The sequence below is a fragment of the Flavobacterium ichthyis genome, assembly GCF_009915155.1.
Classification (GTDB): domain Bacteria; phylum Bacteroidota; class Bacteroidia; order Flavobacteriales; family Flavobacteriaceae; genus Flavobacterium; species Flavobacterium ichthyis.
Genome location: NZ_JAABLM010000001.1, coordinates 150,817 through 173,925, shown reverse-complemented (window position 1 = coordinate 173,925; position 23,109 = coordinate 150,817). Strand labels below are relative to the sequence as shown.

At 36.5% G+C, this 23,109-nt stretch carries 18 protein-coding genes; 8 read left to right on the top strand and 10 right to left on the bottom strand.

Annotated features, from left to right (window positions below):
* Window positions 1-413: 413 nt before the first annotated feature.
* Entirely contained in the window at window positions 414-1,172 is a 759-nt protein-coding gene (locus tag GV828_RS00680) for an HNH endonuclease (protein ID WP_166535545.1), read from the bottom strand.
* 723 nt (window positions 1,173-1,895) lie between these two features.
* On the opposite strand from GV828_RS00680, the gene eno reads away from it, so the two are divergent.
* From eno to ctlX, 4 genes are all read left to right on the top strand, one after another.
* Entirely contained in the window at window positions 1,896-3,188 is a 1,293-nt protein-coding gene (gene eno / locus GV828_RS00675) for a phosphopyruvate hydratase (RefSeq protein WP_166535544.1), read from the top strand.
* Between the two features lie 303 nt (window positions 3,189-3,491).
* Window positions 3,492-4,775 (top strand): citrate synthase, encoded by a 1,284-nt coding sequence (locus tag GV828_RS00670; RefSeq protein ID WP_166535543.1) that lies wholly within the window; start codon window positions 3,492-3,494, stop codon window positions 4,773-4,775.
* A 138-nt stretch (window positions 4,776-4,913) separates the two neighbouring features.
* On the top strand, window positions 4,914-5,828 hold the full coding sequence (locus GV828_RS00665; RefSeq protein WP_166535542.1) for a dimethylarginine dimethylaminohydrolase family protein: 915 nt from the start codon (window positions 4,914-4,916) through the stop codon (window positions 5,826-5,828).
* Between the two features lie 55 nt (window positions 5,829-5,883).
* Window positions 5,884-6,819 (top strand): citrulline utilization hydrolase CtlX, encoded by a 936-nt coding sequence (gene ctlX, locus GV828_RS00660; protein ID WP_166535541.1) that lies wholly within the window; start codon window positions 5,884-5,886, stop codon window positions 6,817-6,819.
* A gap of 313 nt (window positions 6,820-7,132) precedes the next feature.
* Here the strand turns inward: ctlX and GV828_RS00655 are convergent, their stop codons facing one another.
* Window positions 7,133-7,759: a MarC family NAAT transporter gene (locus GV828_RS00655; protein ID WP_166535540.1), complete on the bottom strand. Its 627-nt coding sequence runs from the start codon at window positions 7,757-7,759 to the stop codon at window positions 7,133-7,135.
* Between the two features lie 160 nt (window positions 7,760-7,919).
* Between GV828_RS00655 and GV828_RS00650 the strand changes: the two genes are divergently transcribed.
* Window positions 7,920-9,008 carry a carboxypeptidase-like regulatory domain-containing protein gene (locus tag GV828_RS00650; RefSeq protein ID WP_166535539.1) on the top strand — a complete coding sequence of 363 codons (1,089 nt, stop codon included), beginning with the start codon at window positions 7,920-7,922 and terminating at the stop codon, window positions 9,006-9,008.
* 68 nt (window positions 9,009-9,076) lie between these two features.
* A complete protein-coding gene (locus GV828_RS00645) occupies window positions 9,077-9,442 on the top strand; it encodes a CoA-binding protein (RefSeq protein WP_166535538.1) in 366 nt (121 codons plus the stop codon).
* 178 nt (window positions 9,443-9,620) lie between these two features.
* Here the strand turns inward: GV828_RS00645 and GV828_RS00640 are convergent, their stop codons facing one another.
* From GV828_RS00640 to GV828_RS00615, 6 genes are all read right to left on the bottom strand, one after another.
* Complete coding sequence (locus GV828_RS00640; protein ID WP_166535537.1) at window positions 9,621-11,117, bottom strand: sodium:solute symporter; 1,497 nt, start codon at window positions 11,115-11,117, stop codon at window positions 9,621-9,623.
* A gap of 80 nt (window positions 11,118-11,197) precedes the next feature.
* Window positions 11,198-11,632: a hypothetical protein gene (locus GV828_RS00635; RefSeq protein WP_166535536.1), complete on the bottom strand. Its 435-nt coding sequence runs from the start codon at window positions 11,630-11,632 to the stop codon at window positions 11,198-11,200.
* Window positions 11,633-11,788: 156 nt separating this feature from the next.
* Entirely contained in the window at window positions 11,789-12,742 is a 954-nt protein-coding gene (locus tag GV828_RS00630) for a transporter family protein (RefSeq protein WP_166535535.1), read from the bottom strand.
* A 2-nt stretch (window positions 12,743-12,744) separates the two neighbouring features.
* Complete coding sequence (locus GV828_RS00625; protein ID WP_166535534.1) at window positions 12,745-13,812, bottom strand: cytochrome-c peroxidase; 1,068 nt, start codon at window positions 13,810-13,812, stop codon at window positions 12,745-12,747.
* A 9-nt stretch (window positions 13,813-13,821) separates the two neighbouring features.
* The gene (locus GV828_RS00620; protein ID WP_166535533.1) at window positions 13,822-14,649 is read right to left on the bottom strand and encodes an MbnP family protein; all 828 of its coding nucleotides are present in this window, start codon (window positions 14,647-14,649) and stop codon (window positions 13,822-13,824) included.
* A gap of 100 nt (window positions 14,650-14,749) precedes the next feature.
* Window positions 14,750-15,115 carry a hypothetical protein gene (locus GV828_RS00615; RefSeq protein WP_166535532.1) on the bottom strand — a complete coding sequence of 122 codons (366 nt, stop codon included), beginning with the start codon at window positions 15,113-15,115 and terminating at the stop codon, window positions 14,750-14,752.
* A gap of 148 nt (window positions 15,116-15,263) precedes the next feature.
* On the opposite strand from GV828_RS00615, the gene GV828_RS00610 reads away from it, so the two are divergent.
* Together GV828_RS00610 and GV828_RS00605 are read left to right on the top strand one after the other, a co-directional pair.
* Entirely contained in the window at window positions 15,264-15,800 is a 537-nt protein-coding gene (locus GV828_RS00610) for a pyridoxamine 5'-phosphate oxidase family protein (protein ID WP_166535531.1), read from the top strand.
* A gap of 188 nt (window positions 15,801-15,988) precedes the next feature.
* A complete protein-coding gene (locus GV828_RS00605; protein ID WP_166535530.1) occupies window positions 15,989-17,407 on the top strand; it encodes a glycosyltransferase in 1,419 nt (472 codons plus the stop codon).
* An 83-nt stretch (window positions 17,408-17,490) separates the two neighbouring features.
* On the opposite strand, the gene GV828_RS00600 is transcribed toward GV828_RS00605, so the two are convergent.
* Together GV828_RS00600 and GV828_RS00595 are read right to left on the bottom strand one after the other, a co-directional pair.
* Window positions 17,491-18,873: a T9SS type A sorting domain-containing protein gene (locus tag GV828_RS00600; protein ID WP_166535529.1), complete on the bottom strand. Its 1,383-nt coding sequence runs from the start codon at window positions 18,871-18,873 to the stop codon at window positions 17,491-17,493.
* 87 nt (window positions 18,874-18,960) lie between these two features.
* Window positions 18,961-23,010 (bottom strand): RCC1 domain-containing protein, encoded by a 4,050-nt coding sequence (locus GV828_RS00595; protein WP_166535528.1) that lies wholly within the window; start codon window positions 23,008-23,010, stop codon window positions 18,961-18,963.
* Between the last annotated feature and the right edge of the window lie 99 nt (window positions 23,011-23,109).

The window sequence follows — 23,109 nt, the reverse complement described above, 5'->3', positions numbered from 1 at the left end:
TAAGTATTCTGCGGTAAAATTGCCTACAATAAATGTATACAAGCCATTAACCACGTATACTCATTCCACAATACTACCCAAAAAAATCCAACTTTTCAATGCAAATCGATAAAGTGAAAAGAAAGTCGATAACCGTATTATTATGGTAAGGCTAAGATAAAAATGTTTTATTGAGTTTTTGTCCGGGAAGCCGTAAGGTGGGAAAGTTTTTTAGAAAAAAACTATGAGGGTTTAAAATCTATTCTCAAAATAGACTATAAAACCAAATAAATATTGATCAAAAACCAAGTTACATCGAAAACGAGTGAACAATTTATAAACTATTTTCCCTTCTCTAAGTGTAATATCAATCATTTTACACCAGTGTTAAATACTCGCAATACTTTTCAGAGCTGCAATTCTCAAATAATACTTTAGTCCGGAATGGTAATATGCGACCAGTTTTCGCCACGTTTTATCCGATAAACCTGCATTTCTGAAATGTCAAATTGTTTTGCAATTTGTCTTGCGGGTTTATTTCTTCTAAGCTGTATTTTAATATGCATCACCTCGGTGGTTGTTAGCTTTTGTCCTTTAATTTTCGCTTTTTTGGTGTATTTCCGCCATTTTTTTTCAGCAATTACGTATGGACTTTTGCTTTGATGTTGCTGATTTTCCTCTGGCGACATCCATCGTAAATTACTTACATGGTTGTTAAGTTTATTATAATCTAGATGTCCCACAACAGTTTTTTCAGGTGGTGGCGTGGGCAAAAAATATCTTGCGACCAATCGGTGTACCAGAAAATGGTGGTTGATAGTACGTTTTTTCAGGTCTTTTAAAAGTTTTTTGCTAAGCTCTAACTTTTTTGTTTCAATGTTTTTCGTAAGATGTTCGCGTGCTCTAACAGTCTCAATACTAATTTCTTGTTCACGCCTTAATTTGTAAAGATTAGAAATTTCGTTTTTTAATTCAATAAATTTTTCTTCTGTTTTCTGGTCGCGAGGTCTGTATAGTTTTAGCCTGATGATATTGTAGCCTTCGGTAATGGAGCCTTTCAGTATTCTTCCATTTGAAATTTTATTAAAGCTGCGAACCCTTCCATGGTTAGAAATTTCCATCGTAAATTCATTAGTAAACTCCATATCGAAGCTAATGGGTTTCCAAATTTCGGTGTCAAATATTCGGTTCATAGTATTATCTATTTTTTTAAAAAGTAGGCTATGAATGCCAGCTTTCTAAATGGTGGTATTATTTTAATTTTATGGAGCGCAATGTTGTTTTCTATATCAAAGGTAAGTGATTGTGTTGATTTTTGCAATCTTATGGGTGAAATATAGTTGCAGTGACGTTGGCTTAAATGTATGTAATTGATCAAAAATGGTTTATGTTATTGCGTGAGGGATTGAAGCGAAAATCCTTTTATTTTTTTCTTTAAAAAATAAAAGATTGAAGCGGAAAGCCCGACCCGCCTTTTTCTGGCGGGACATGCCCAAATTAAAAATTAAATTTCAATAACTAAATGCCAAATTCCAATAAAGAAACATTCGTGAAAAAAATTGTTTCGCTTGTTCGCTGATGCACCAGTCCAAATTCCATGACGAAGCGCAAAGTTAAATTTCAAGGATGATATAACCTATTGCGCCTTTGTGCCTTTCCTCGTGAGCTTTCCATTTAGCAAAAAAAATAGTAAAAAATTTGGGCTTTTAGGGTAAATAAACGATTAAAAATTAAAGGGCAATATGAATTCATCTTAAAACCTTTTAATTTTTCCATCAAAAAATCCTAAATCCAAAACCCTCAAACGTTTGCGTTTATAAGTTTTTAAAAATTATAGGGTTCTGTTTTTTAAAATCGTTAAATTTGTTACCGTTTCAAAAAAAAAATAGACAAACAATTCATAAAAAATAAACAAAATGAGCATTATTATCAAAGTTCACGCTAGACAAATTCTTGATTCTAGAGGAAACCCTACAATTGAAGTTGATGTTGTTACAGAACATGGCGTTTTAGGTAGAGCAGCGGTACCATCTGGAGCATCAACCGGCGAACATGAGGCGGTGGAATTACGTGATGGCGGAAAAGCCTTTATGGGAAAAGGTGTAAGACAAGCGGTAGAAAACGTAAATATCAAGATTGCTGAAGAATTATTAGGAACTTCTGTTTTCGAGCAAAATCTAATCGATCAAAAAATGATCGAGCTAGACGGAACGCCAAACAAATCTAACCTTGGGGCTAACGCTATTTTGGGTGTTTCTTTAGCTGTTGCAAAAGCAGCTGCAAATGAATTGAATATGCCATTGTACCGCTATGTTGGTGGTGTTTCTGGAAATACACTTCCGGTTCCGATGATGAATATCATTAATGGAGGTTCACATTCTGACGCGCCAATTGCGTTCCAAGAATTTATGATTATGCCGGTAAAAGCCAAAACGTTTACTCATGCGATGCAAATGGGAACCGAAATTTTCCACAACCTTAAAAAAGTATTACACGACAGAGGTTTGAGTACTGCTGTGGGTGACGAAGGTGGATTTGCACCCAATCTTGCCGGAGGAACTGAAGATGCCTTGGATTCTATCAAATTGGCGGTAGAAAACGCAGGTTACACTTTTGGTGACGACGTGAAAATTGCACTGGACTGTGCGGCTTCAGAATTTTATGTAAACGGAAACTACGATTATAAAAAGTTTGAAGGCGAAACCGGAAAAATCCGTTCGTCAAAAGAACAAGCAGAATATTTGGCAGAATTGGCTACCAAATACCCAATCATCTCCATCGAAGACGGAATGCAAGAAAACGACTGGGACGGTTGGAAATATTTAACCGAACTCATCGGCGACAAAGTTCAGTTAGTGGGTGACGATTTATTTGTAACCAATGTGGAGCGTCTTAAAAAAGGAATCGACCAAAAAATCGCCAATTCCATCTTGGTAAAAGTAAACCAAATCGGAACTTTGACCGAAACTATCGCGGCAGTAAACATGGCGCATAACGCGGGTTATACTTCGGTAATGTCACACCGTTCGGGCGAAACTGAAGACAACACCATTGCAGATTTGGCGGTGGCGTTAAACTGTGGCCAAATCAAAACCGGTTCGGCTTCGCGTTCAGATCGTATGGCAAAATACAACCAATTGCTTCGCATCGAGGAAGAATTAGGCACAACCGCTTATTTCCCTGGCGAAAATGCTTTTAAAATAAAATAATTTTTGAAATTAACCCTGGTTTCCACTATAATCTGGGTTAAGAGCATAAATAATCATAAAACCGTTGCGATAATAATTGCAACGGTTTTTTTTTTTAATCGATTAAAAATACTGTGAAAAATTTTTCCTCTCTTAATTTAAATTAAATAATCAAAATTAGTTTTATATCCATCTATGATAATTTTGCAAAATTTAAAGAAAAATTAACGAAAACCTTGCTATAATTCTTTTTTAAATCCTTTTCGATTTGCTATTTTTGTTAAATTAAAAAAAACACACATTTAAATAATTACCTATAATATTATGTCGAAAACAGCAATACTAGAAATTGATGGCAAAAAGATTGAATTCCCCATTTTTGTGGGAACCGAAAATGAAGTAGCTATTGATATCGATAAATTAAGAAGCGCTACCGGAGCCATTACCTTAGATCCGGGTTATAAAAATTCAGGATCTTGCAAAAGCGAAATTACTTTCCTTGACGGGGAAGAAGGAATTTTGCGTTACCGTGGTTATTCAATCGAAGACTTGGCAGATAAAGCAGATTTTCTTGAAGTTTCTTACTTGTTAATTTTCGGAGAATTGCCAACTGCTAAACAGTTAGAGCAATTTGAAAATGATATTCGTAAACATACACTTGTCAATGAGGAGATGAAAAATATCATTGACGGCTTCCCCAAAACCGCTCATCCAATGGGCGTTTTAGCATCATTAACTAGTGCGTTGACAGCATTTAACCCAAAATCGGTTAATGTAGAAAACGAAAAAGATATGTACGATGCGGTATGTAAAACAATGGGTAAATTTTTGGTAATTGCCACTTGGACTTACAGAAAAGCAATGGGTTATCCATTAAATTATTACGATAATACAAAAGGGTATGTGGAAAATTTCATGAACCTAATGTTTTCATTGCCAACCGGACCATACAAAATCAACCCAACTGTGGTTCAGGCTTTAGATAAATTATTTATTCTTCATGCGGATCACGAGCAAAACTGTTCTACGTCAACAGTAAGAATGGTGGGTTCTTCTCACGCAGGGTTATTTGCGTCAATTTCTGCGGGAGTTTCTGCACTTTGGGGACCACTTCACGGTGGCGCAAACCAAGCGGTTTTGGAAATGTTAGAAGAAATTCAGAAAAATGGCGGTGATGCCGATAAATATTTGGCGAAAGCCAAAGACAAAAACGATCCGTTCCGTTTGATGGGCTTTGGACACAGAGTTTACAAAAACTTTGACCCAAGAGCTAAAATCATTAAAAAAGCGGCAGACGAAGTATTGTCAACTTTAGGAGTGGATGATCCAATTTTGAACATTGCCAAAAAATTAGAAGAATCTGCTTTGCAAGACGAATATTTCAAGTCAAGAAACTTGTATCCAAACGTAGATTTCTATTCAGGAATTATTTACAGAGCTTTGGGAATCCCAACGGATATGTTTACGGTTCTGTTTGCAATTGGTCGTCTTCCGGGATGGATTGCGCAATGGAAAGAAATGCGTTTGAACAAAGAGCCAATCGGTCGTCCGCGTCAAGTGTACACAGGTCCAGCTTTGAGAGACTTTGTTCCTTTCGAAAAAAGATAATTTTTTTATCAATATTTAATAAACAAGCTTCACAACTAAGTGGAGCTTTTTTTATTTTCGATAATTTAACGGCTTAAAATTCGATAAAAATTAATTTTTCGAAATCGATTTTTCTATATTTGCCAAAAGCCCTTTTATATGTTACAACTAAATGTAAAAAATGAAACGTCGAGATTGAGGGCTGTCGTTTTGGGTTCGGCCGTAAATAATGGACCAACTCCAACACCCGAAGAAGCTTACGACCCAAAATCTTTAGAACATATTTTGGTAGGAACTTATCCTGTAGAAAAAGATATGGTAGCCGAGATGGAAGCCTTTAACCAAGTATTTCAAAAATACGATGTACAGGTTTTTCGTCCGGAAATGATTGAAAATTATAATCAAATTTTCACACGCGACATCGGTTTTGTCATTGATGATATTTTTATCAAAGCCAATATTTTACCGGATCGTGAAAGAGAATTAGATGCCATTCAATATGTTATCGACCAAATCGACCCGAAAAAGGTAGTTCGTCCGCCGGAAGAAGTACACATTGAAGGTGGTGATGTGATGTTGTGGAACGACCATATTTTTATCGGAACTTACAAAGGTTCGGATTATAAAGATTACATCACGGCCAGAACTAATATGCAAGGTGTGAATTATATCAAAGAATTATTTCCACATAAAATTGTGAAGGAATTTGACTTGGTGAAATCGAAATTAGAAGCCAGAGACAACGCTTTGCATTTGGACTGTTGTTTTCAGCCCGTTGGCAAAAACAAAGGGATCATTTACAAAAGTGGTTTCCGTCAAGAGTCGGATTATTTATATTTAGTGAATCTTTTTGGTAAAGAAAATTTGTTTCACATCGATAGAGACGAAATGTACCACATGAATTCCAATGTATTTTCCATAGCAGAAGACGTTGTGGTTTCGGAACAAAAATTTACAAGACTCAACAATTGGTTGCGGAACCAAGGATTTACCGTAGAAGAAATTCCTTATGCCGAAATATCCAAGCAAGAAGGATTATTACGTTGTTCCACTTTACCGTTAATTAGAGATTAGTGATTCATATTTATCAATCATCAATCATATATCAAAAATCAAAAATTTGGAAAAAATGAGACAAACCACAGATTCCATACTGATGATTCGTCCGGCGGCATTTCGCATGAACGAACAAACTGCCGTGAATAATTATTACCAAAAAGTAATCGACAACCTTTCACCTGAAACGGTTAATCAAAAAGCGCAAGAAGAATTTGACGCATTTGTGGCAAAACTTCGCGAGGCAAAAATAGATGTAACGGTGGTAAATGATGAGGTTAGCAACAACACACCCGATTCAATTTTTCCGAACAATTGGATTTCTTTTCATCAAAATGGCGATGTTGCTTTATATCCTATGTTTGCCGAAAACCGACGTGCCGAAAGACGCGAAGATATACTTGATATGCTGGAAGACAAAGGTTTTACAATCGAAAATATCATTGATTACACTTCAGCCGAAGAAGATAACATTTTCTTAGAAGGAACTGGAAGTTTGCTGCTCGACCGCCAAAATGCCAAAGCCTATTGTGCACTTTCGCCTCGAGCTGACGAAGAACTTTTTATAGAATTTTGCGAAGATTTCGATTATGCTCCCGTGATTTTTGAAGCATTTCAAACCGTAAATGGCGAGCGAAAACAAATTTACCACACGAACGTAATGATGTGTCTAGGCGAAACCTTTGCTGTAATTTGTGCCGATGCCATCGATGACAAAAAAGAACGCAAAATGGTGCTCGACAACCTAAAAGGCGACGGAAAAGAAATCATTTTAATCTCAGAAGCACAAGTCAACAGCTTTGCCGGAAACATGCTCGAGGTGAAAAACATTGACGGCAAACGAATTCTTGTGATGAGCGAAGCCGCTTACCAAAGCCTTAAAGAAGAGCAAATTAAAAAACTCGAATTTCATGCCGAAATCCTACACGCCAAACTCGACATCATCGAAGCTTGTGGCGGCGGAAGCGCACGTTGCATGATGGCAGAAATTTTCTTGCCGAAAGAATAAAATTTTTAAAATATTTTTTAGAAGCCAATCCCGCTTCCGAAACTTCGGAACTACAAGCTTTTTTAGAAAACGCTTTTTTTGTAGCCCAAAAAAGAAGCTTCTCCCGAATTGTCGTGAGTCGCTCTTTTTTCGGCACAAAAAATACCGTTTTCTTTCAAAAGGCTTTCCGTTACTATCGGGGCTATGACAACGTTTATGCTAAAAACAACTTTGCGCTTTGTCATTCTGACGAAGGAAGAATTTTTTAGATGAGATGAGTCAAACCATGAAAAAACTCATATCGCAATTTCTTTTGAAGAAAAAATCTAAAAATCTACTGCAACGTCTTCAGAATATTCACTACCGAACTGCTGATGTATTGCACACCAATCGCAATTACTATAAATCCGATAATTCGGGAAATCGCAACAATTCCCGAAGCTCCCAAAATTCTGGATAAATAATGAGCACTTCGCATCATCGCAAAAATGCTAATGGCAACAGCGGCAATTGCCAAACAAACCAAAATTTGGTCGTTAATCGTTTTATAATCTTGGTACAAAGCAATTAGTAACGATATAGATCCTGGTCCCGCTAACATAGGAATTGCCAAAGGCGTTAACGCAATATCATTACGTTGTTGTGCATCATTCTCAACTTTTTTATTTACGCCACGTGTTTTACTAAATCTTCCGGATAACAAGGCAAACCCCGAATTTAAAATAATTAATCCTCCGGCAATTCGCAAAGCATCAATACTAATCCCAAAAAAATTGAGAACATATTGACCCACAAAAAACGAAATGATTAAAATGATAAAAACGTTAATCGCGGTCCAAATCGAAATCCGGGAACGCTCTTGTTTGGAGTCGTTTTGAGTTAAACCTACAAAAATAGGAACCGCACCAATGGGATTGATAACAGAAAAAAGTGCGGCGAAAACATAAATAAAAATTTCCATTTTTTGTGGGTAAAGTTATGGGCAAAAGATGTGGTCAAGAGTAAAATTAACAATAAAAAATCATTATTTGTGAACGATTGCAAAATAATTTTGAACCCAAAGAAATGTAAACCTCTCAAATTGTTTATATTTGAAAGTGTTTCTTAAATTTATATCTGCCATGAAAAAATTACTTTTACTATTTTTTATTTTTTGCCAAACCGTTGTTGCTCAGGTTTTAGAAGGTCAGGTTTTTGATAGTCAAACCCAGCAACCCTTACCCTTGGCCACAATTTATATTGACGGGACAACCATAAGTACTACTACAAATGAAGATGGATTTTTTACGATTGATGCTAACGGATTTTCGGCATCACAACTGGTAATTAGTTATGTAGGTTACATCACTTCGCGGTTAGAGAATGTTTTTCAGCATAAAAAAATAAAAACATTTTTAGAGCCGGATGCCTTCACGATTCCGGAGGTTGTGGTAGGTAAATCGCCTTTTACTCGAAAGAAAATGTTGGAAGTCTTTCGGCAACAATTTTTAGGAAAAACAAAATCAGGACAAAAGTGCAAAATTTTAAATGAAGACGATATTCATCTTTTCTATGATATGGATACCAATGTTTTGCATGCTTCGGCTCAAAAAACTTTAAAAATTGAAAATCCGGAATTAGATTACATTGTGTTTTTTGATTTGGTTGAGATGACTGTAGCCTACAAAACGATGACGTTAGATTCTTTTTCAATTATACGTGATTTTTTCTACGGAACGACTTTTTACCAAGATGTTTCCAAAAAAAATAAAGCCGATAAAAAACGGGTGGAAACTTACAAAGGTTCCGTACCACATTTAATCCGGACCATGGCTGAAAATAGTTGGACTTCCAATAATTTTTATTTGATTGTTGATAAAATGCGGGTGACCCCAACTGATTATTTGGCGGTTTCTGATACGCTAAATTTTAAAAAAGTCAAACTTATTAAGCAGCCCTCACTCCGACAATTTGAAATAAAAAAAGAAATGATTAATGGTAAAATGGAAGTCAGCCGAATAGATAAATATAGCGATAAACCAACGAATTTTACAATTATGCATGGCAAAAATATTTCGATTTTACAATTTGTGGAAAATGAAATTCTCGTGGACGACAACGGTAACTATGCTCCAATGACGGCTTTGGTTTTTGGTGGTTTTTTAGGCCAACAAAAAGTAGGCGATATGTTGCCAACCAATTTTTATCAGGAACATAAGGACCAACTCTAACGTTATTGTTTTTATAAAAACCGAAAAAGTCATGCTGGATTTTCGTAAATTTAGTAGAAAATAAAGATATGAATTCTAAAAAAACATTAGTGCTTGGCGCGTCTGCTAATCCATCTCGATATTCTTACATGGCCATCAGAAGTTTAACCAATAAAGGTCATGATGTTGTGGCAGTTGGTTTAAAAGAAGGTGAAATTTTTGGCGTTAATATTAAAAAAGAACCACAATATTTTGAGAACCTCGACACCATTACCCTTTATCTAAATCCCCAGAACCAACGCCAGTATTACGATTATATTTTGTCGTTACATCCTATTAGAGTGATTTTTAATCCCGGAACCGAAAACCCGGAACTGTATAAATTACTCAGAGAAAAAGATATTGAAATAGAAATTGCTTGTACTTTAGTGATGTTGTCAACGGGGCAGTTTTGATTATAGTTTTCTGGGACGATTCCAAAAATAAAAATGGAATCTCTTATAACCCCGATTGAAGCAAGTAGCCTTTTTTTTAATTATTTGCGATTTTTATCCGGGTCGTGAAAAAAAAAGCTACTGCGGAAAGCGGGAACAACGATGGCTGAAATGCCTGAACCTTTCGTTTCATAACCAACTAAAAAGCGGCGACATTTTCTGACTTTCGGCTAATAGTTAACAACCCGATGAACGTTAAACCGCCGTTGAGCAAAATTAATTCTTCGGCGAATTGATAATTTCCGAAAATTTCTGCGGAATAACTGCTGATGATAAACGTGATGGCGGGTGCCAAAATGCAAATCAAGGGCACAAATTTTTCGTTTACCGTTTTCGATTTTACAAATAATCCGAAACCGTACAAACCGAGCAAAGGACCGTAAGTGTAAGCGGCAATTTTAAAAATTAATCCTACAACAGCATCGCTATTGAACCAATTGATGAGCAAAATTACGACGAACATTAGGGCTGAAAAACCGATGTGAACGGCATGTCGTTGACGAACGATTTTTTTATCGTTAGGGTTTTCGGCTTTGTCCATTCCTAAAAAATCTACGCAAAATGAGGTGGTTAATGCTGTTAGAGCCGAATCGGTTGTGGCGAAAGTTGCTGCTGTTAATCCCAATAAAAATACAACTGACGGAATTAAAGTAAGATGATTAAAGGCGATTTCCGGAAACAATAAATCGGTTTTGACTACGCCATTTTTCATAGGAATTGCAATGCCGTTTTGTTCTGCATAGAGGTAAAGTAAGGCACCAACGCTCAAGAAAAATAGGTTGATGACTACAAAAATTCCAGTAAACGTGTACATGTTTTTTTGGGCTTCGCCAATGTTTTTGCAGCTGAGGTTTTTTTGCATTAAATCTTGGTCGAGTCCAACCATAGCGATGGTTACAAAAATTCCGCCTAAAATTTGTTTGAAAAAATGATTGCTTTTGAGCCAATCTTCGTAGAAAAATATTTTAGAATAATTGCTTTTTTTCACCGCTTCAAACGCTTGTGGAATGTTGTAATCTAAACTATTGCAAATAAAATAAATGGTGAAAATTACGGACGAAACCAAAAATAAAGTTTGCAAAGTATCGGTAATAATGATGGTTTTTAAACCGCCGCGATACGTATAAGCAAAAATTAATCCTAGAGAAATCATGACGGTTGTCCAAAACGGAACACCAAACGAGTCGAACACATAACGCTGCAGAACCAAAACCACCAAATACAATCTTGCCGCAGAACCAATTGTGCGGCTGATGAGAAAAATGGTGGCGGCCGTTTTGTAGGAAACCACGCCAAGTCGCTGTTCGATGTAACCGTAAATTGAGGTCAAATTCATCCGATAATACAACGGAAGCAACACTTTAGCAATCAAAATAAATCCGATGGCGTTTCCTAAAACAAACTGAAAATATTTAAACTGAATATCCGGCGAACCGACTTGTCCTGGAACCGAAATAAACGTCACGCCCGAAAGCGCCGTTCCAATCATCCCAAACGCGACCAAGTACCATTTAGAATTTTTATTGGCTTTAAAAAAAGCATCATTCCCGGAATCTTTGCGACTGACGATGTTGGAAATCGCAATCAACACTCCGAAATAAATCACGATAATCAGTAAAATGGTTAACGGTTGCATAAAAAAATGGTTTATTGCAAAGCAAATAAATTTTGCCGAATAAACCACTTTTTAAAACGGGACAATTTTATTTTGGAGAATTATTTTTTTGCTAAAAGTTTTACAATTGCGGCAGTTGCCAATGCTCCAGCTACGTAAAAACCTACGGTTAACACTTGTCTTTGTGTATTTTTGGCAACAGGCTTGTCATTCAATCCTACTTTTTCCGGAATCATAACAGCACCAATTCCTGCAGTAAGTCCTAAAGAAAGTGCTTTGCTCCAAGCGTTTGTTGGATCTTTTGCAATCATGCTGTAATAAGCGGCATTGCTCAACAAATCTCCGGCAAGTGTAGTGTTATAAAGTGTTTGAGGATTGGAAATCTGCTTGCCGAAAAAGCCTAATGTTTTTTGCACGGCTTCTTCGCCAACCTTGTCAATACGCGGAGAATCTATCGCCGAATGTTTAAACGATTCGTGTAAAATATTGAGAACAATGGCGCCACCAAATCCTGAGAGAAAATTTTTAATATTCATAATAATCAGTTTTCGTTAGTATTTTTGATTATTAAATTTAAAAAATAGTTGAAGAAAATATTTTATGGAAAAAGCGAAAATCTTTATAGTTTTTTCAGATACAAAAAAATGTCGGTCCGAAACTGAACCGACATTTTTTTTGCAACGCGTACTTTTTTACAAAATATAATTCAAATTAAAAGCCAGGCGGTAATTGGCTTCCACGCGGTTTCCGTTTAAATTTTGATTAATCGGAAGCATGACATTCATCCCGGCAGAAAATTTTTTGAAAGCTGTTTCCAATCCAATTCTTCCGAAAAAAATATCGCCTTTTGTAAGTGGTACTTTTTCGCGATGGTCTTTGTTATACTGGTAATTTTCGCCCGAAACTCCCAATTGTGGCACGACAATCAGTTCTTTAATATTCGTGGTATAAAAAAATCCGCCACCATAATTAAACTGGTCGCCAAACTGATAATTTTGATTATTTTCGGTTTTAAAAATGTAACTCAAATTAGCGTTAAACCCAATATTTTTGCGGGTTACAATATATTCTGTTGCCAAACTATAATCCCAACTTCCGGTTCCTAACTGAAAACTTGGGTTGATGCTGCCATTATTTTCATTGTCAAATTTTCCTGTAGGAATTTTCACTCCGGCTCCAACCAAAATTTTGTGTTGCAATGCAAGTGAATCATTTTGGGTTTGGTACAAATTGTAAAAAGCCAACAAATTGATGTCGCCAATTCCGCTTAAATTCTGACTTCCGGATTCTTTTTTCCTATTCAAAAATTGATACGGAACCAATGCGGTAATTTCAATTTTTTTACCAATAGGAATGCGTCCCCAAAGTTGAACGGTCGAAAAATTTTCATCAATCCATGGTGAATTATTGAATACACCATCACGGCTTTTATAATTTTGATACAAGTATCTCAACCCAATAAAATTTTCCGAAACCAGCGAATTAAACCCCATGCTTCCCCCTGTTGCCGAACAACCGCAAGCATCACATTCGCCTAAAATATTTTCGAGTTTGTAAGATTCAAACCGCGATGGTAAAGGTTTTTTTTCTTCGGCGAAAGCCCAATAAAAATAAAAAGTGAATATAACGGTTAGTATTATTTTCATAATTAAGTTTGATTGTAAAACAAAGGATTATTGATAAATTTCTCGTCCGTTAAGGTTTTTAAAAAGGCAATAATCGCCTGTTTTTCCTCATTAGTAAGTGGAATTCCTAAAACACCGTGTTGCAACATTTTTTCATCGAGATTTTGCGTTTGTTGTACGCCATTTGAATAAAAATTCAAAACAGATTCTAAAGAGCCAAATCGCCCATCGTGCATGTAAGGTGCCGTTAACGCTACGTTTCTCAAACTTGGAACTTTAAATTTGTAACGGTCGTTTTCGAATCCGGTAACAGCTTCGCGTCCTAAATCATTGAGGTTAGGGTTAATTGGTAAACCGTTATTTCTAAATTGATTATCGGTAAAAATATTCGTGGCGTGACAAGTGGCACAATTATTTTGAAACAGCGTTAAACCTTGTTGTTCCTGTGATGTTAAATTTCCGCCTGGTTCATTTCGCACAAATTTGTCGTACTTAGAATCGGCAGAAATCATCACGGTCATAAATTGCGCCAAAGCGTTTAAAATATTCGCTGACGAAATTTGTCCGTTTTCAAAAGCCGTCTGAAAAAGTTTTACATATTCCGGATCGGATTTTAATTTTTGTGCAATATTTTCGAGGTTTTCATCCATTTCCACCGGATTATGAATGGGAACGATTGATAGCATTTGCAAACTATTTGAAGCACCATCATAAAAATATTCCGATTGGAAAATCATATTTTGTACCGCAGGAGCGTTTCGTGTTCCAATTTGATTGTTAATTCCGTGGCTAAAATCGTGTCCGTGATGTGTGAAGGCAAACTGTTGTTCGTGGCAAAACGCACACGAAACTGTGTTATCGCGCGACAATTTGTTTTCGTAAAATAATTTCCGGCCTAATTTTACGCCATATTCCGTAGGATAATTGTTGGCAATATCCTGCAAAATAGGAGGAAAATTTGACGGTATCTCGAAATCAAACCGTTGATTCTCCGGAATCGTCAGGTATTCACTATCATCATTATTACATGAGTAGAGCAACGGAAAAAACAGGAATGCCGTTAAGACATTCCTATTTAGTAAACTTTTCACAACTAAAAATTATTCGTGATGATTACCGCTTCCGTTATGCACGTGATCTACGCGAAACATTTGTAACGAATTTGCCGCAACAGTAATCAAGTTGTTACCGCCCATAATACTGGCATTCGTACCAGCAGGATTTAAGTTCTGACCTAGAACAATTTTCGTTTCACCGTCTAGGATTTTATTAGCGTCAGCTATGATATGTACATTTGGCATTTCACCTTCACGAACTCTAGCCGAAGTTGGTAAATTTAAAGTTACAGTTCGGTAATTGTCAGTTGAAGAATTGCTTCCTTGGTGAATTTGGAAGTTTTTTTCACCGGTAACTGAAGTTGAGGTAAATTTTCCTTCGAAGTTAATAAAACGGTAACCTGTGCTCCAAGTCCAAACCATATTGTTTGCAGAAGCGTGATTCCAAAATTCTTGTTGAGCCGTTTCACCCTCGAGATAACGTTGTTGGTCCACGCCAATTCCAAATTTAATTTGCGTATAATCTCCAGCAGGAACGTTAGTTAAATCAGCTGTAAAAGCGCCAGTCTCTTCGCTGATTACAAAGTAACTTTCAGCTTTAGGATAAACGAATTCTGTACCATCAGCTTTTACTAAAACAATATTACTTACAATGTAGTTAAAGCGGTTGATTTTTAAAGTTTCACCATTTGAATTCGTGTAAGAATTCCCTAAAATTAAGGCATCACCATTAACACCGTTGTCAAAAAATAGTTCCACATCTCCTGTAGTTCCTTCAATTGGGTTATTATTGTTATTATCGTCGCTACTGCAAGATGTAAAAAAAGGTAGTGTGGCACAAGCCAATAAAAGTTTGTGAAAGATAGATTTCATCTGTATAAAATTTTAATTGTAAAAAATAATTTTTGGTTTCGCTTACGCAAAATGCACTCAAGTTGAGTATTTGCCGAAAAATTTCGACATCAAAAATAATTTATACAGTTAACGGCGGATGAAAGGTTTTGGACGAAGCCAAATGAAAATACAAATTTTGGTAGCCAAAAGTTGCTTTTTCGGTTGAAGATAATAGAAAAGGTGAACTCGTAAAAACAGGAATTTCAGGGAAAACCGCTGCAAAAATTTCTACCGAAAAAAACCTTGCATCTTGAGATTTCTCCGAATCATTTGCTTTGGCTAATTCCTTTGCCAAGTGGCACTTTCCGTTACAATGCATTTCAGGTTTTGCCTTGTTTTCGCAAAGTTCATTCTTAATATAATCGTAAAAAGCAATGTATTCCAAAACCGGCAAAACGGGTTTGAACAACATGAACAATGCAAATGTCAATACGATTTTTTTCACGGTGCAAAATTAAGTGACAAATTAATAATAACCAATAGTATGTGTGTTTTTTAAGTGAATTAATGCTAAAGAAAGGATAAACTGCTGTTTTTTACCAGATACGCTTCTTAACTTAGTGAGAAATATTAATTAGAAATAAGAAAAAGCTATGAATTCAATTAACAAAAATCAACCAGAAGACAATTTAAAAAATCTTTCTGGCGAACAAGCCCGAAAAAAAATTAAAGAATTAGCTGAAAAAGCTAGTTCGTGTTTTTTTTGTACTGATATTAAAACCGGATCTCCAGTTTCGGTGCGACCGATGGCACCAGAAAAAATTGACGAAGAAGGAAATTTTTGGTTTTTAAGTGCGGATGACAGCCACAAAAATATCGATGTTCAAAAAGATCCTTACGTTCAACTGTTATTTCAAGGGAGTTCCCACAGCGATTTTTTGTCGCTTTACGGAAAAGTGGATGTAAGTCGAAATCAAGAAAAAATTGATGAATTGTGGGACCCGATGATGAAAACCTGGTTTACTGAGGGTAAAGAAGATCCACGTATTACGGTGCTTAAATTTTCGCCCGTAGAAGGTTATTATTGGGATACCAAACATGGGATGGCGGTTGCCTTGCTCAAACGTGTTTATGGTGCGATTAAGGGAGAAACTTTTGACGATTCAGTGGAAGGTGAAGTGAAGCCTTAAATTAAAGCGAATTAACGGAAATCATTTTGATTTCCGTTTTTTTTTTTTTTTTGAGGAATTGTGCTGAGAGCTGTGGAATTTTTCTACAATTTTTCTAACGATTTTTGGTAATAAGCTTTGAAAATGCTGATTATTCGGGATTGGCACGGGGCTTGTTTTTAGAGTAGCATCATTAAATAATCAATAAAATGAAAAGCAATACTCTATCTGGCAAACCCAATTTATTTACCACCGCATCGCCGGAAAACCCCGTTGAGGTAACTTGTAAATCTTTTGCGAAAGCGAAAACAAATAAAAAAGATCCGAAAGCGCTTTTGGTTTTAACCGTCACTTTTATACTGTTAATTTCTGGGATTTGGCTTACTTATGTTTTACAGCCCGAATGGCTACAATTCAATTTAGAAAGAATGAACTCCGCTTGGGGTTACGCTTTTATGGTTGCTGCGGGATTAGTGCTGGTTTTTAAGCTCTTATTTTTTGGTTACCAATTATTTTTATATTTCAAATATCGCTCGATTCCATCAGTTAGCGACCAAGAATTGCCAACCGTAACTGTGATTGTACCGGCTTACAACGAAGGAAAATTAGTGTACGATACCTTGATGAGTATTGCCGCAAGCGATTTTCCCGCCGAAAAAATGCAACTTTTGGCCATTGATGATGGGAGCAAAGACGAAACCTGGTATTGGATGCAAGTGGCAAAAAAACGTTTGGGCGACCGCGTAGAAATTTTGCAACAACCCCAAAATAAGGGAAAAAGACACGCACTTTACCGTGGATTTAAAATGGGAACTGGAGACGTTTTTGTCACAATTGATAGTGATTCGATTGTAAAACGGGATACATTAAGAAACTTGGTGAGTCCTTTTATTGTGGATGAAAACTGCGGAGCTGTTGCCGGAAATGTTCAAGTGCTGAACAACCAGAAAGCGATGTTGGCGAAAATGTTAAATGTGAGTTTTGTGATGAGTTTTGAGTTCGTACGTTCGGCAGAAAGTATGTTAGGAACGGTGATGTGTACTCCGGGAGCATTGGCCGCTTACCGCAAAGATGCTGTTTTTGCTTGCTTAAACGATTGGATTAATCAAACTTTTATGGGGACGCCTTCGGATATTGGTGAGGATCGCGCGATGACTAACATGATTTTGAAACAGGGTTATAAAGTATTGTTCCAAAGAAATGCACATGTGTTGACGAACGTTCCGGAAAAATATAAAAACTTGTATAAAATGTTTATCAGATGGGGTAGAAGTAATGTACGTGAGAATTTAGTAATGGGAAAATTTGTCTTCAGCGATTTCAGAACCGAACAAAAAACAGGAGCGAGGTTGTTATTTTTAAATCAATTTATGACTATTGCTACGGCTTATCCGTTTTTGCTTTTTATGATTTACTTTTTACTCACGCATCCTATTTTGTTTATCAGTTCAACCTTGTTAGGAATATTATTGGGCTCAAGTTTTCAGGCTATTTTTTATGCCAAAAGACATAATGCTTCGGAGTCGGTTTGGGCTTATAGTTATAGTTTGCTATATACTTTCGGACTATTTTGGATTATGCCTTATGCTATTGTTACTGCTGGAAAAAAAGGTTGGCTTACAAGGTAAAATTTATCGATAAAAAACCCCTGTTTTAAAGTGTTGTAAATTACAAGACTTAAAAACAGGGGTTTTATTTTATAAATATGTTTTTATTTTTTGATGATTTTTACCGTTTTTGTATCGTTTTCGGAGTTGAGTTTCACCAAATATGTTCCGGGTGACAAGCTCGAAACGTTAATTGAGGATTGATTTTCATTAAAAGATTTTGATAAGATTTCTTGTCCTAAAACATTGAAAATTGAGACGTTTCTTATTTCTTTATCAAATGAAAAATTTAAAATATCATTTACCGGATTTGGATATATCTTTACTTCGTTTAAAGTGAAATTGTCATTGGACAATACTGTTTGATAACATGAAATTGCTGTAAATATGTTTTTATTTGTAGTAGTTCCATCTCCAAGTTGTCCTCTGTTATTCTCTCCTGTACCACTGATAAAACCGTCTTGGTTTTTTGCTAAGACATGAAGAAATCCAGTCACTATTTTATCGGTATCAGAGGATGTTCCAACTTGGGTGAATACTAACACATTTGTTGAGCTGTTTGTGCCATTGCCTAATTGTCCTTCGTTGCTTCTACCTGTACTCCAAAGGGTATTATCAGATTTAATAGCGTAAGAAAACCATTGACTTGCTGAAACCTCTTTCCAATTGGTATCGGTACCTAGCTGAATAGGTACGTTTGCAATCAGTGGTAATGTTCCGGTTCCAAATTCTCCACTTGTATTCGTCCCCCAAGCCCATAATGTTCCATCTGTTTTTATTGCAAATGAATGTCCATTACCTGCGTCTATTTTTTGCCAGTTGGTTGCGGTACCAATTTGAGTAGGAACAAGTCTAGCAATATTTGTTCCATCACCTAATCGACCATTAGGGTTATAACCCCAAGCCCAAAGTGTTCCATTAGATTTTAATGCCAAACTATGAGAATGTCCTGCAGAAATTAATTGCCAGTCAGTATCTGTTCCTATTTGAGTAGGGACGATTTTATTTATAGTTGAGTTATCTCCTAACTGTCCGAAATTATTTTTTCCCCAAGCCCATAAAGTTCCGTCTGTTTTTAGTGCCAAACAAAAGTCATCAGAAGAGCTTATAGTTTGCCAATTTGTGTCAGTTCCTACTTGAATAGGCGTGTGTTGAGCGGTTGTGGTTGTACCCAAACCTAAATCGCCATCAGAATTCCAACCCCAAGCCCAAAGTGTACCATCTGTTTTAATGGCAAATGAAGAAGAAAAATTTGCACAAACTTGTTGCCAATTAGTGTCGAACCCAATTTGTGTTGGGATGGTTTTGGTCTGACTGCTTCCGCCACCTATTCCTAATTTCCCTGCAGTATTAGCGCCCCAAGCCCAAAGAGTCCCGTCATCTTTGATGGCTAAAGAGTGATTGTAACCTGCGCTCATACTTTCCCAGCATTGTGCTGATAATTGTACTGTCAAAAAAAATAATAGAATGGTAACTGTTTTTTTCATAATTTGTTTTTAACTGATTTGTACTTAAAAAATAGAATAAAAATCTACCTTTTAGTGTTTCATCAATATTTTTGGGTTTAATAGTGGCTATAGTTTGTTTTTAACTATTTTGATTGTTTTTACTTCTTTATTGTCATTTTTCACTTTTACCAAATAAGTTCCGACAGCCAAATTTGAAACGTTGATAGCTGTTTCACTTGCATTAATTGATTTTGAAAGCACTTCCTGACCCAATAAATTGTATATTGTCACTGATGAAATTCCCTGTTCGAATGAAATGTTTAAAATATCATTCACTGGATTTGGATATACTTTTACATTACTGTTTTTGGTAATACTATTATCAACTCCTAAATTGTTAGTTGGACATGCTATAGAGGTTAAGGTGATTCTATCAGTTGCGGTACCATCACCTAATCGTCCTTGACCATTTAATCCACATACTTTTAGTGAACCATCAGTATGTAATGACAAGGTATGAAATGCTCCTGCCGATATTTGTAGGTGATTATTAGAATTGGTTAAACTCACCCAATTTCTATTTTCAGTTGTTCCGATACCTAATTGTCCGTAAACATTTTGCCCTGTTAATAGCATGTTTCCAAATGTTGTTGTTCCTACAGTATAATTCCATCCGGCATCAATACTTTGTACTTGATCGTAAACCGCAACAGGCGTTGATTTGTTTACATAAGTTCCGTCACCTAATTGCCCATATACATTGTTCCCCCAAGTCATAAGAATTCCATTTGATTTTCTTCCCACAGAATGATAGTATCCTGCTGCTACATTTGCCCAATCGTTTTCTGATCCTATTTGTGTAGGAACTGATAAATTGGTTGTTGTGCCGTTTCCAAGTTGACCGTATAAGTTGTTACCCCAAGTCCAAAGTGTACCGTTTGTTCTGATAGCTAAAGAAAACCCGGATCCTGCGGCAACTTTTTGCCAATTAGTAGCTGTTCCTACTTGATTGGGTACAATTTTGTTTGTTGATGTACCATCACCTAGTTGACCGTCATTATTTAATCCCCAAGACCAAAGTGTTCCATTGTCTTTTATTGCTAATGCAAACCCTTCACCTGCTGCAACGCTATTCCAGTTGGTTGCAATACCAATTTGCGTTGGCGTCGTTCTATTTGTAGTACTTCCAATACCTAGTTGACCGAAGACATTATTTCCCCATGCCCAAAGTGTTCCATCAGTTTTTATGGCAATTGTAAAACCACCACTTGCAGAAACGCTTTCCCAATTGCTCGCAGAACCTATTTGAGTTGGTGTATTTCTAGCTGTTGTTGTCCCGTCACCTAATTGGCCATAACCATTGTCTCCCCAAGCCCACAAGGTGCCATCTGTTTTTATTCCTGCTGAATGGGTGTAACCAGCACTAACTGTTTGCCAACAAGCTGATGCAGCTGCGGGTGTGGTAAATGAACCACCGTAAGCCCACTCACTTTGACTGTTAACACAATCAGAAGCAACCCACCAGTAATAAGTTGTATCTGGTAATAAATCGGTTAGCACTACATCTGATGACAAAGTATTTCCATCCATCCCACCAATCGTTGGCGTTGTGTTATATACATATAAATACCCTCCGTTTGGTGCCGATGTAGAAGGTGTCCAACCAATTACAGCTGATGTTGCAGAAACTACTTCACTTCCAAAATTAGTTGGCGGGTTACAAGAGGATACATTTGTACACGTTATCGAACGAACTCTGCTTACATTTTGTGACCCACAATTTGCATTGGTATGCAAAAAGTAACGGATAACACCAGATGTTGAAGCTGAACTCCACACCAACGGGGTTATGCCACTCGCCAAAACCGTGCTTCCATTGTCATTTGTAATTGTAATGTGATCTGTAGCAACAGAGCTTGTAAATGTATATTGTTTATTGGCTAAAATATTTACGTTGGCATATTCTCCAGCCCAAGCATTTGTCACAATTTGTTCTGCCTGTCCCGAGCAATTTGGCGTAAAAGTAACATCTGGATATAAGCCGTAATTTGCACTATTACAAGTTAGTGCTGCATTTGTAGTAAAACTTCCACCAGCAACCCAAGCACTTTTAACACCATTACAATTAGACCGAACCCAATAATAATAGGTGGTTGATGATTGTAAATTATTTACCGTACTAATATTTGTAACATTACTAGTGTGGAGCGATAATGTAGCAGGTATCGGAGTTGTGCTGTAAATACTAAAAAACAACTCATAGGAAGCTGCTGCTGGCGTTGGTGCGTTCCAAGTAAATCGGCACGAATTAGAAGTAATGTTTGATACGGCTAAATTACTTGGCAAGCCGCAACTAGCTTGAGCAACACATTGAATATATCGTATTCTGTTCGTGTTTTGTGAATGACAACTTGTGTTCGCATGCAAATAATAGCGGATTACTCCTGAAGTTGAACCAGAAGACCAAGTTAAAGGAGTTGGTCCACTTGCTAAAATTACATTTGAAGCATTTGTAATTGTAATAATATCAGTTGTAAAAGAACTTGAAAAAGTATATTGATGATTTGCGTTTACGTTAACATTTGTATATTCTCCAGCCCAAGCATTTGAAGCGATTGTTTCAATAGTTCCTGAACAAGCTGGTGTAAATGTGGCAGCAGGGAAAAGCCCATATTCTGCAGTATTACAACCTGATAAATTGTTGGTTACAAAATTCACAGCTGGTGTCCAGTTACTTTTTGTAGCGCCACAATTTGACCTTACCCAAACATAATATGATGTTGCAGGGGTTAAGCCACTGGCTATGTTTACGCTGGTTGTTGTTGAGGTATAACTTGGTGTAGTTGTAGCGATTGGGGCAACATTACTAGTTGACAAATACACCTCATAGCCTGAACCTGGAGTTGGCGATGGTGCTGTCCAACCAATTAAACACGAAGTGGCTCCTAAGTTATAAATTGTGGTATTGGTTGGCACATTACAAGTTGATGCTTGTAAGGTGTAAAACTCTCCACCATAAACCCAATTAGATTGTTGTTCACCACAAACAGACGCCACCCACCAATGATAATCAGTATTTGATGTTAAATTTTCCAAAGAAATTGAGGTAGAGGCCGTTGCATCTTGAATTCCCCCAATTACGTTAGTGGTATTGTAGCGAATTACATAACTATCTGGAGCTGGCACAGCCGGAATCCAGTTAAGCGTTGCGGTAGTTGAGGTATTATTGTTAAACCACGTTTGTGTTGGCGCGTTACAGGTGGATGCAGCAGGTGTCATTTTAGTTAAACCTAATTGTAAAGTTCCTGCCCAAATAGTCCCGTTAGACTGTGTTCTTAAAGTACTTATATAATTGTCAGGTAAGCCTGAGTTTGCAGTGTAAGAAATACAATCGCTAAAATTTTGCAAACCTTCACCTTGAAATGCAATCCAAACTTTGTTGTTATTATTTACATCCAAAGCGTTTAGTTGATAGCCACCAAGACAAGAGGTGCTTTGATAATATAGTTCATAAACGCCACCATTTATAGTGTAGGTCATTAAACCATCAAAAGCATCAAGATAAATGGTGTTGTTTGCTATTTTAAGTATTTTTTGTACGCCATCAGTTATGACATTAAAATCAGTTCCGTTGAATTTATACAATAAATTTCCGGTAGTTACCCAAACACCGTTATTATTATCGGTTGCAACAGAATTAATGTTGGTCAATGCACTATAAGTTGTCCACGTTGTTCCGTTGAATCTTGAAAGTCCGTTTGCAGTTGCTACCCATAGATTATTTAAACCGTCCACCGCAATATCGTTAATTGTATTGTTTGGTAATCCTGAATTGGATGTGGTGTAATTGGTCCAAGCGGTTCCATTTAAACGGCTGATTCCGCTGGATTGTGTTGCCATCCATTTTCTATTCAGTCCATCGATTTCAATTTTTACTATTGCATTAGAACCAATACCGGAATTAGCAGTATTGTAGTTGGTAAAAGTTGTTCCGTTAAAAGCAGAAGCTCCTGAATACGAAGCAATCCACAATAATCCACTAGAATCCACTTTCAGGTCGCCAATATAGTTGCTTGCGATGTTTGAGTTAGAGGTATTGTATGTGGTATAATTGTAGTTTTGAGCGAAGCTCGAAATAGATACAAGTGTAATAAGAAACAAGTAAAGTTTTTTCATATTGACAAAATACAGTTAAATATTTAAGGTTTTTTTTGGATAGTTTTAACAAAAGTAGCAAGTTTATAAAAATCAATCAATTTATAGTTACTACTATTT

Coding starts and splice junctions, on each gene's coding strand:
- GV828_RS00605 (WP_166535530.1), top strand. CDS start 15,989: ATGAAAAGCAATACTCTATCTGGCAAACCCAATTTATTTACCACCGCA.
- GV828_RS00670 (WP_166535543.1), top strand. CDS start 3,492: ATGTCGAAAACAGCAATACTAGAAATTGATGGCAAAAAGATTGAATTC.
- GV828_RS00635 (WP_166535536.1), bottom strand. CDS start 11,632: ATGAATATTAAAAATTTTCTCTCAGGATTTGGTGGCGCCATTGTTCTC.
- GV828_RS00665 (WP_166535542.1), top strand. CDS start 4,914: ATGTTACAACTAAATGTAAAAAATGAAACGTCGAGATTGAGGGCTGTC.
- GV828_RS00630 (WP_166535535.1), bottom strand. CDS start 12,742: ATGAAAATAATACTAACCGTTATATTCACTTTTTATTTTTATTGGGCT.
- GV828_RS00680 (WP_166535545.1), bottom strand. CDS start 1,172: ATGAACCGAATATTTGACACCGAAATTTGGAAACCCATTAGCTTCGAT.
- eno (WP_166535544.1), top strand. CDS start 1,896: ATGAGCATTATTATCAAAGTTCACGCTAGACAAATTCTTGATTCTAGA.
- GV828_RS00610 (WP_166535531.1), top strand. CDS start 15,264: ATGAATTCAATTAACAAAAATCAACCAGAAGACAATTTAAAAAATCTT.
- GV828_RS00595 (WP_166535528.1), bottom strand. CDS start 23,010: ATGAAAAAACTTTACTTGTTTCTTATTACACTTGTATCTATTTCGAGC.
- GV828_RS00600 (WP_166535529.1), bottom strand. CDS start 18,873: ATGAAAAAAACAGTTACCATTCTATTATTTTTTTTGACAGTACAATTA.
- GV828_RS00645 (WP_166535538.1), top strand. CDS start 9,077: ATGAATTCTAAAAAAACATTAGTGCTTGGCGCGTCTGCTAATCCATCT.
- GV828_RS00620 (WP_166535533.1), bottom strand. CDS start 14,649: ATGAAATCTATCTTTCACAAACTTTTATTGGCTTGTGCCACACTACCT.
- ctlX (WP_166535541.1), top strand. CDS start 5,884: ATGAGACAAACCACAGATTCCATACTGATGATTCGTCCGGCGGCATTT.
- GV828_RS00640 (WP_166535537.1), bottom strand. CDS start 11,117: ATGCAACCGTTAACCATTTTACTGATTATCGTGATTTATTTCGGAGTG.
- GV828_RS00650 (WP_166535539.1), top strand. CDS start 7,920: ATGAAAAAATTACTTTTACTATTTTTTATTTTTTGCCAAACCGTTGTT.
- GV828_RS00655 (WP_166535540.1), bottom strand. CDS start 7,759: ATGGAAATTTTTATTTATGTTTTCGCCGCACTTTTTTCTGTTATCAAT.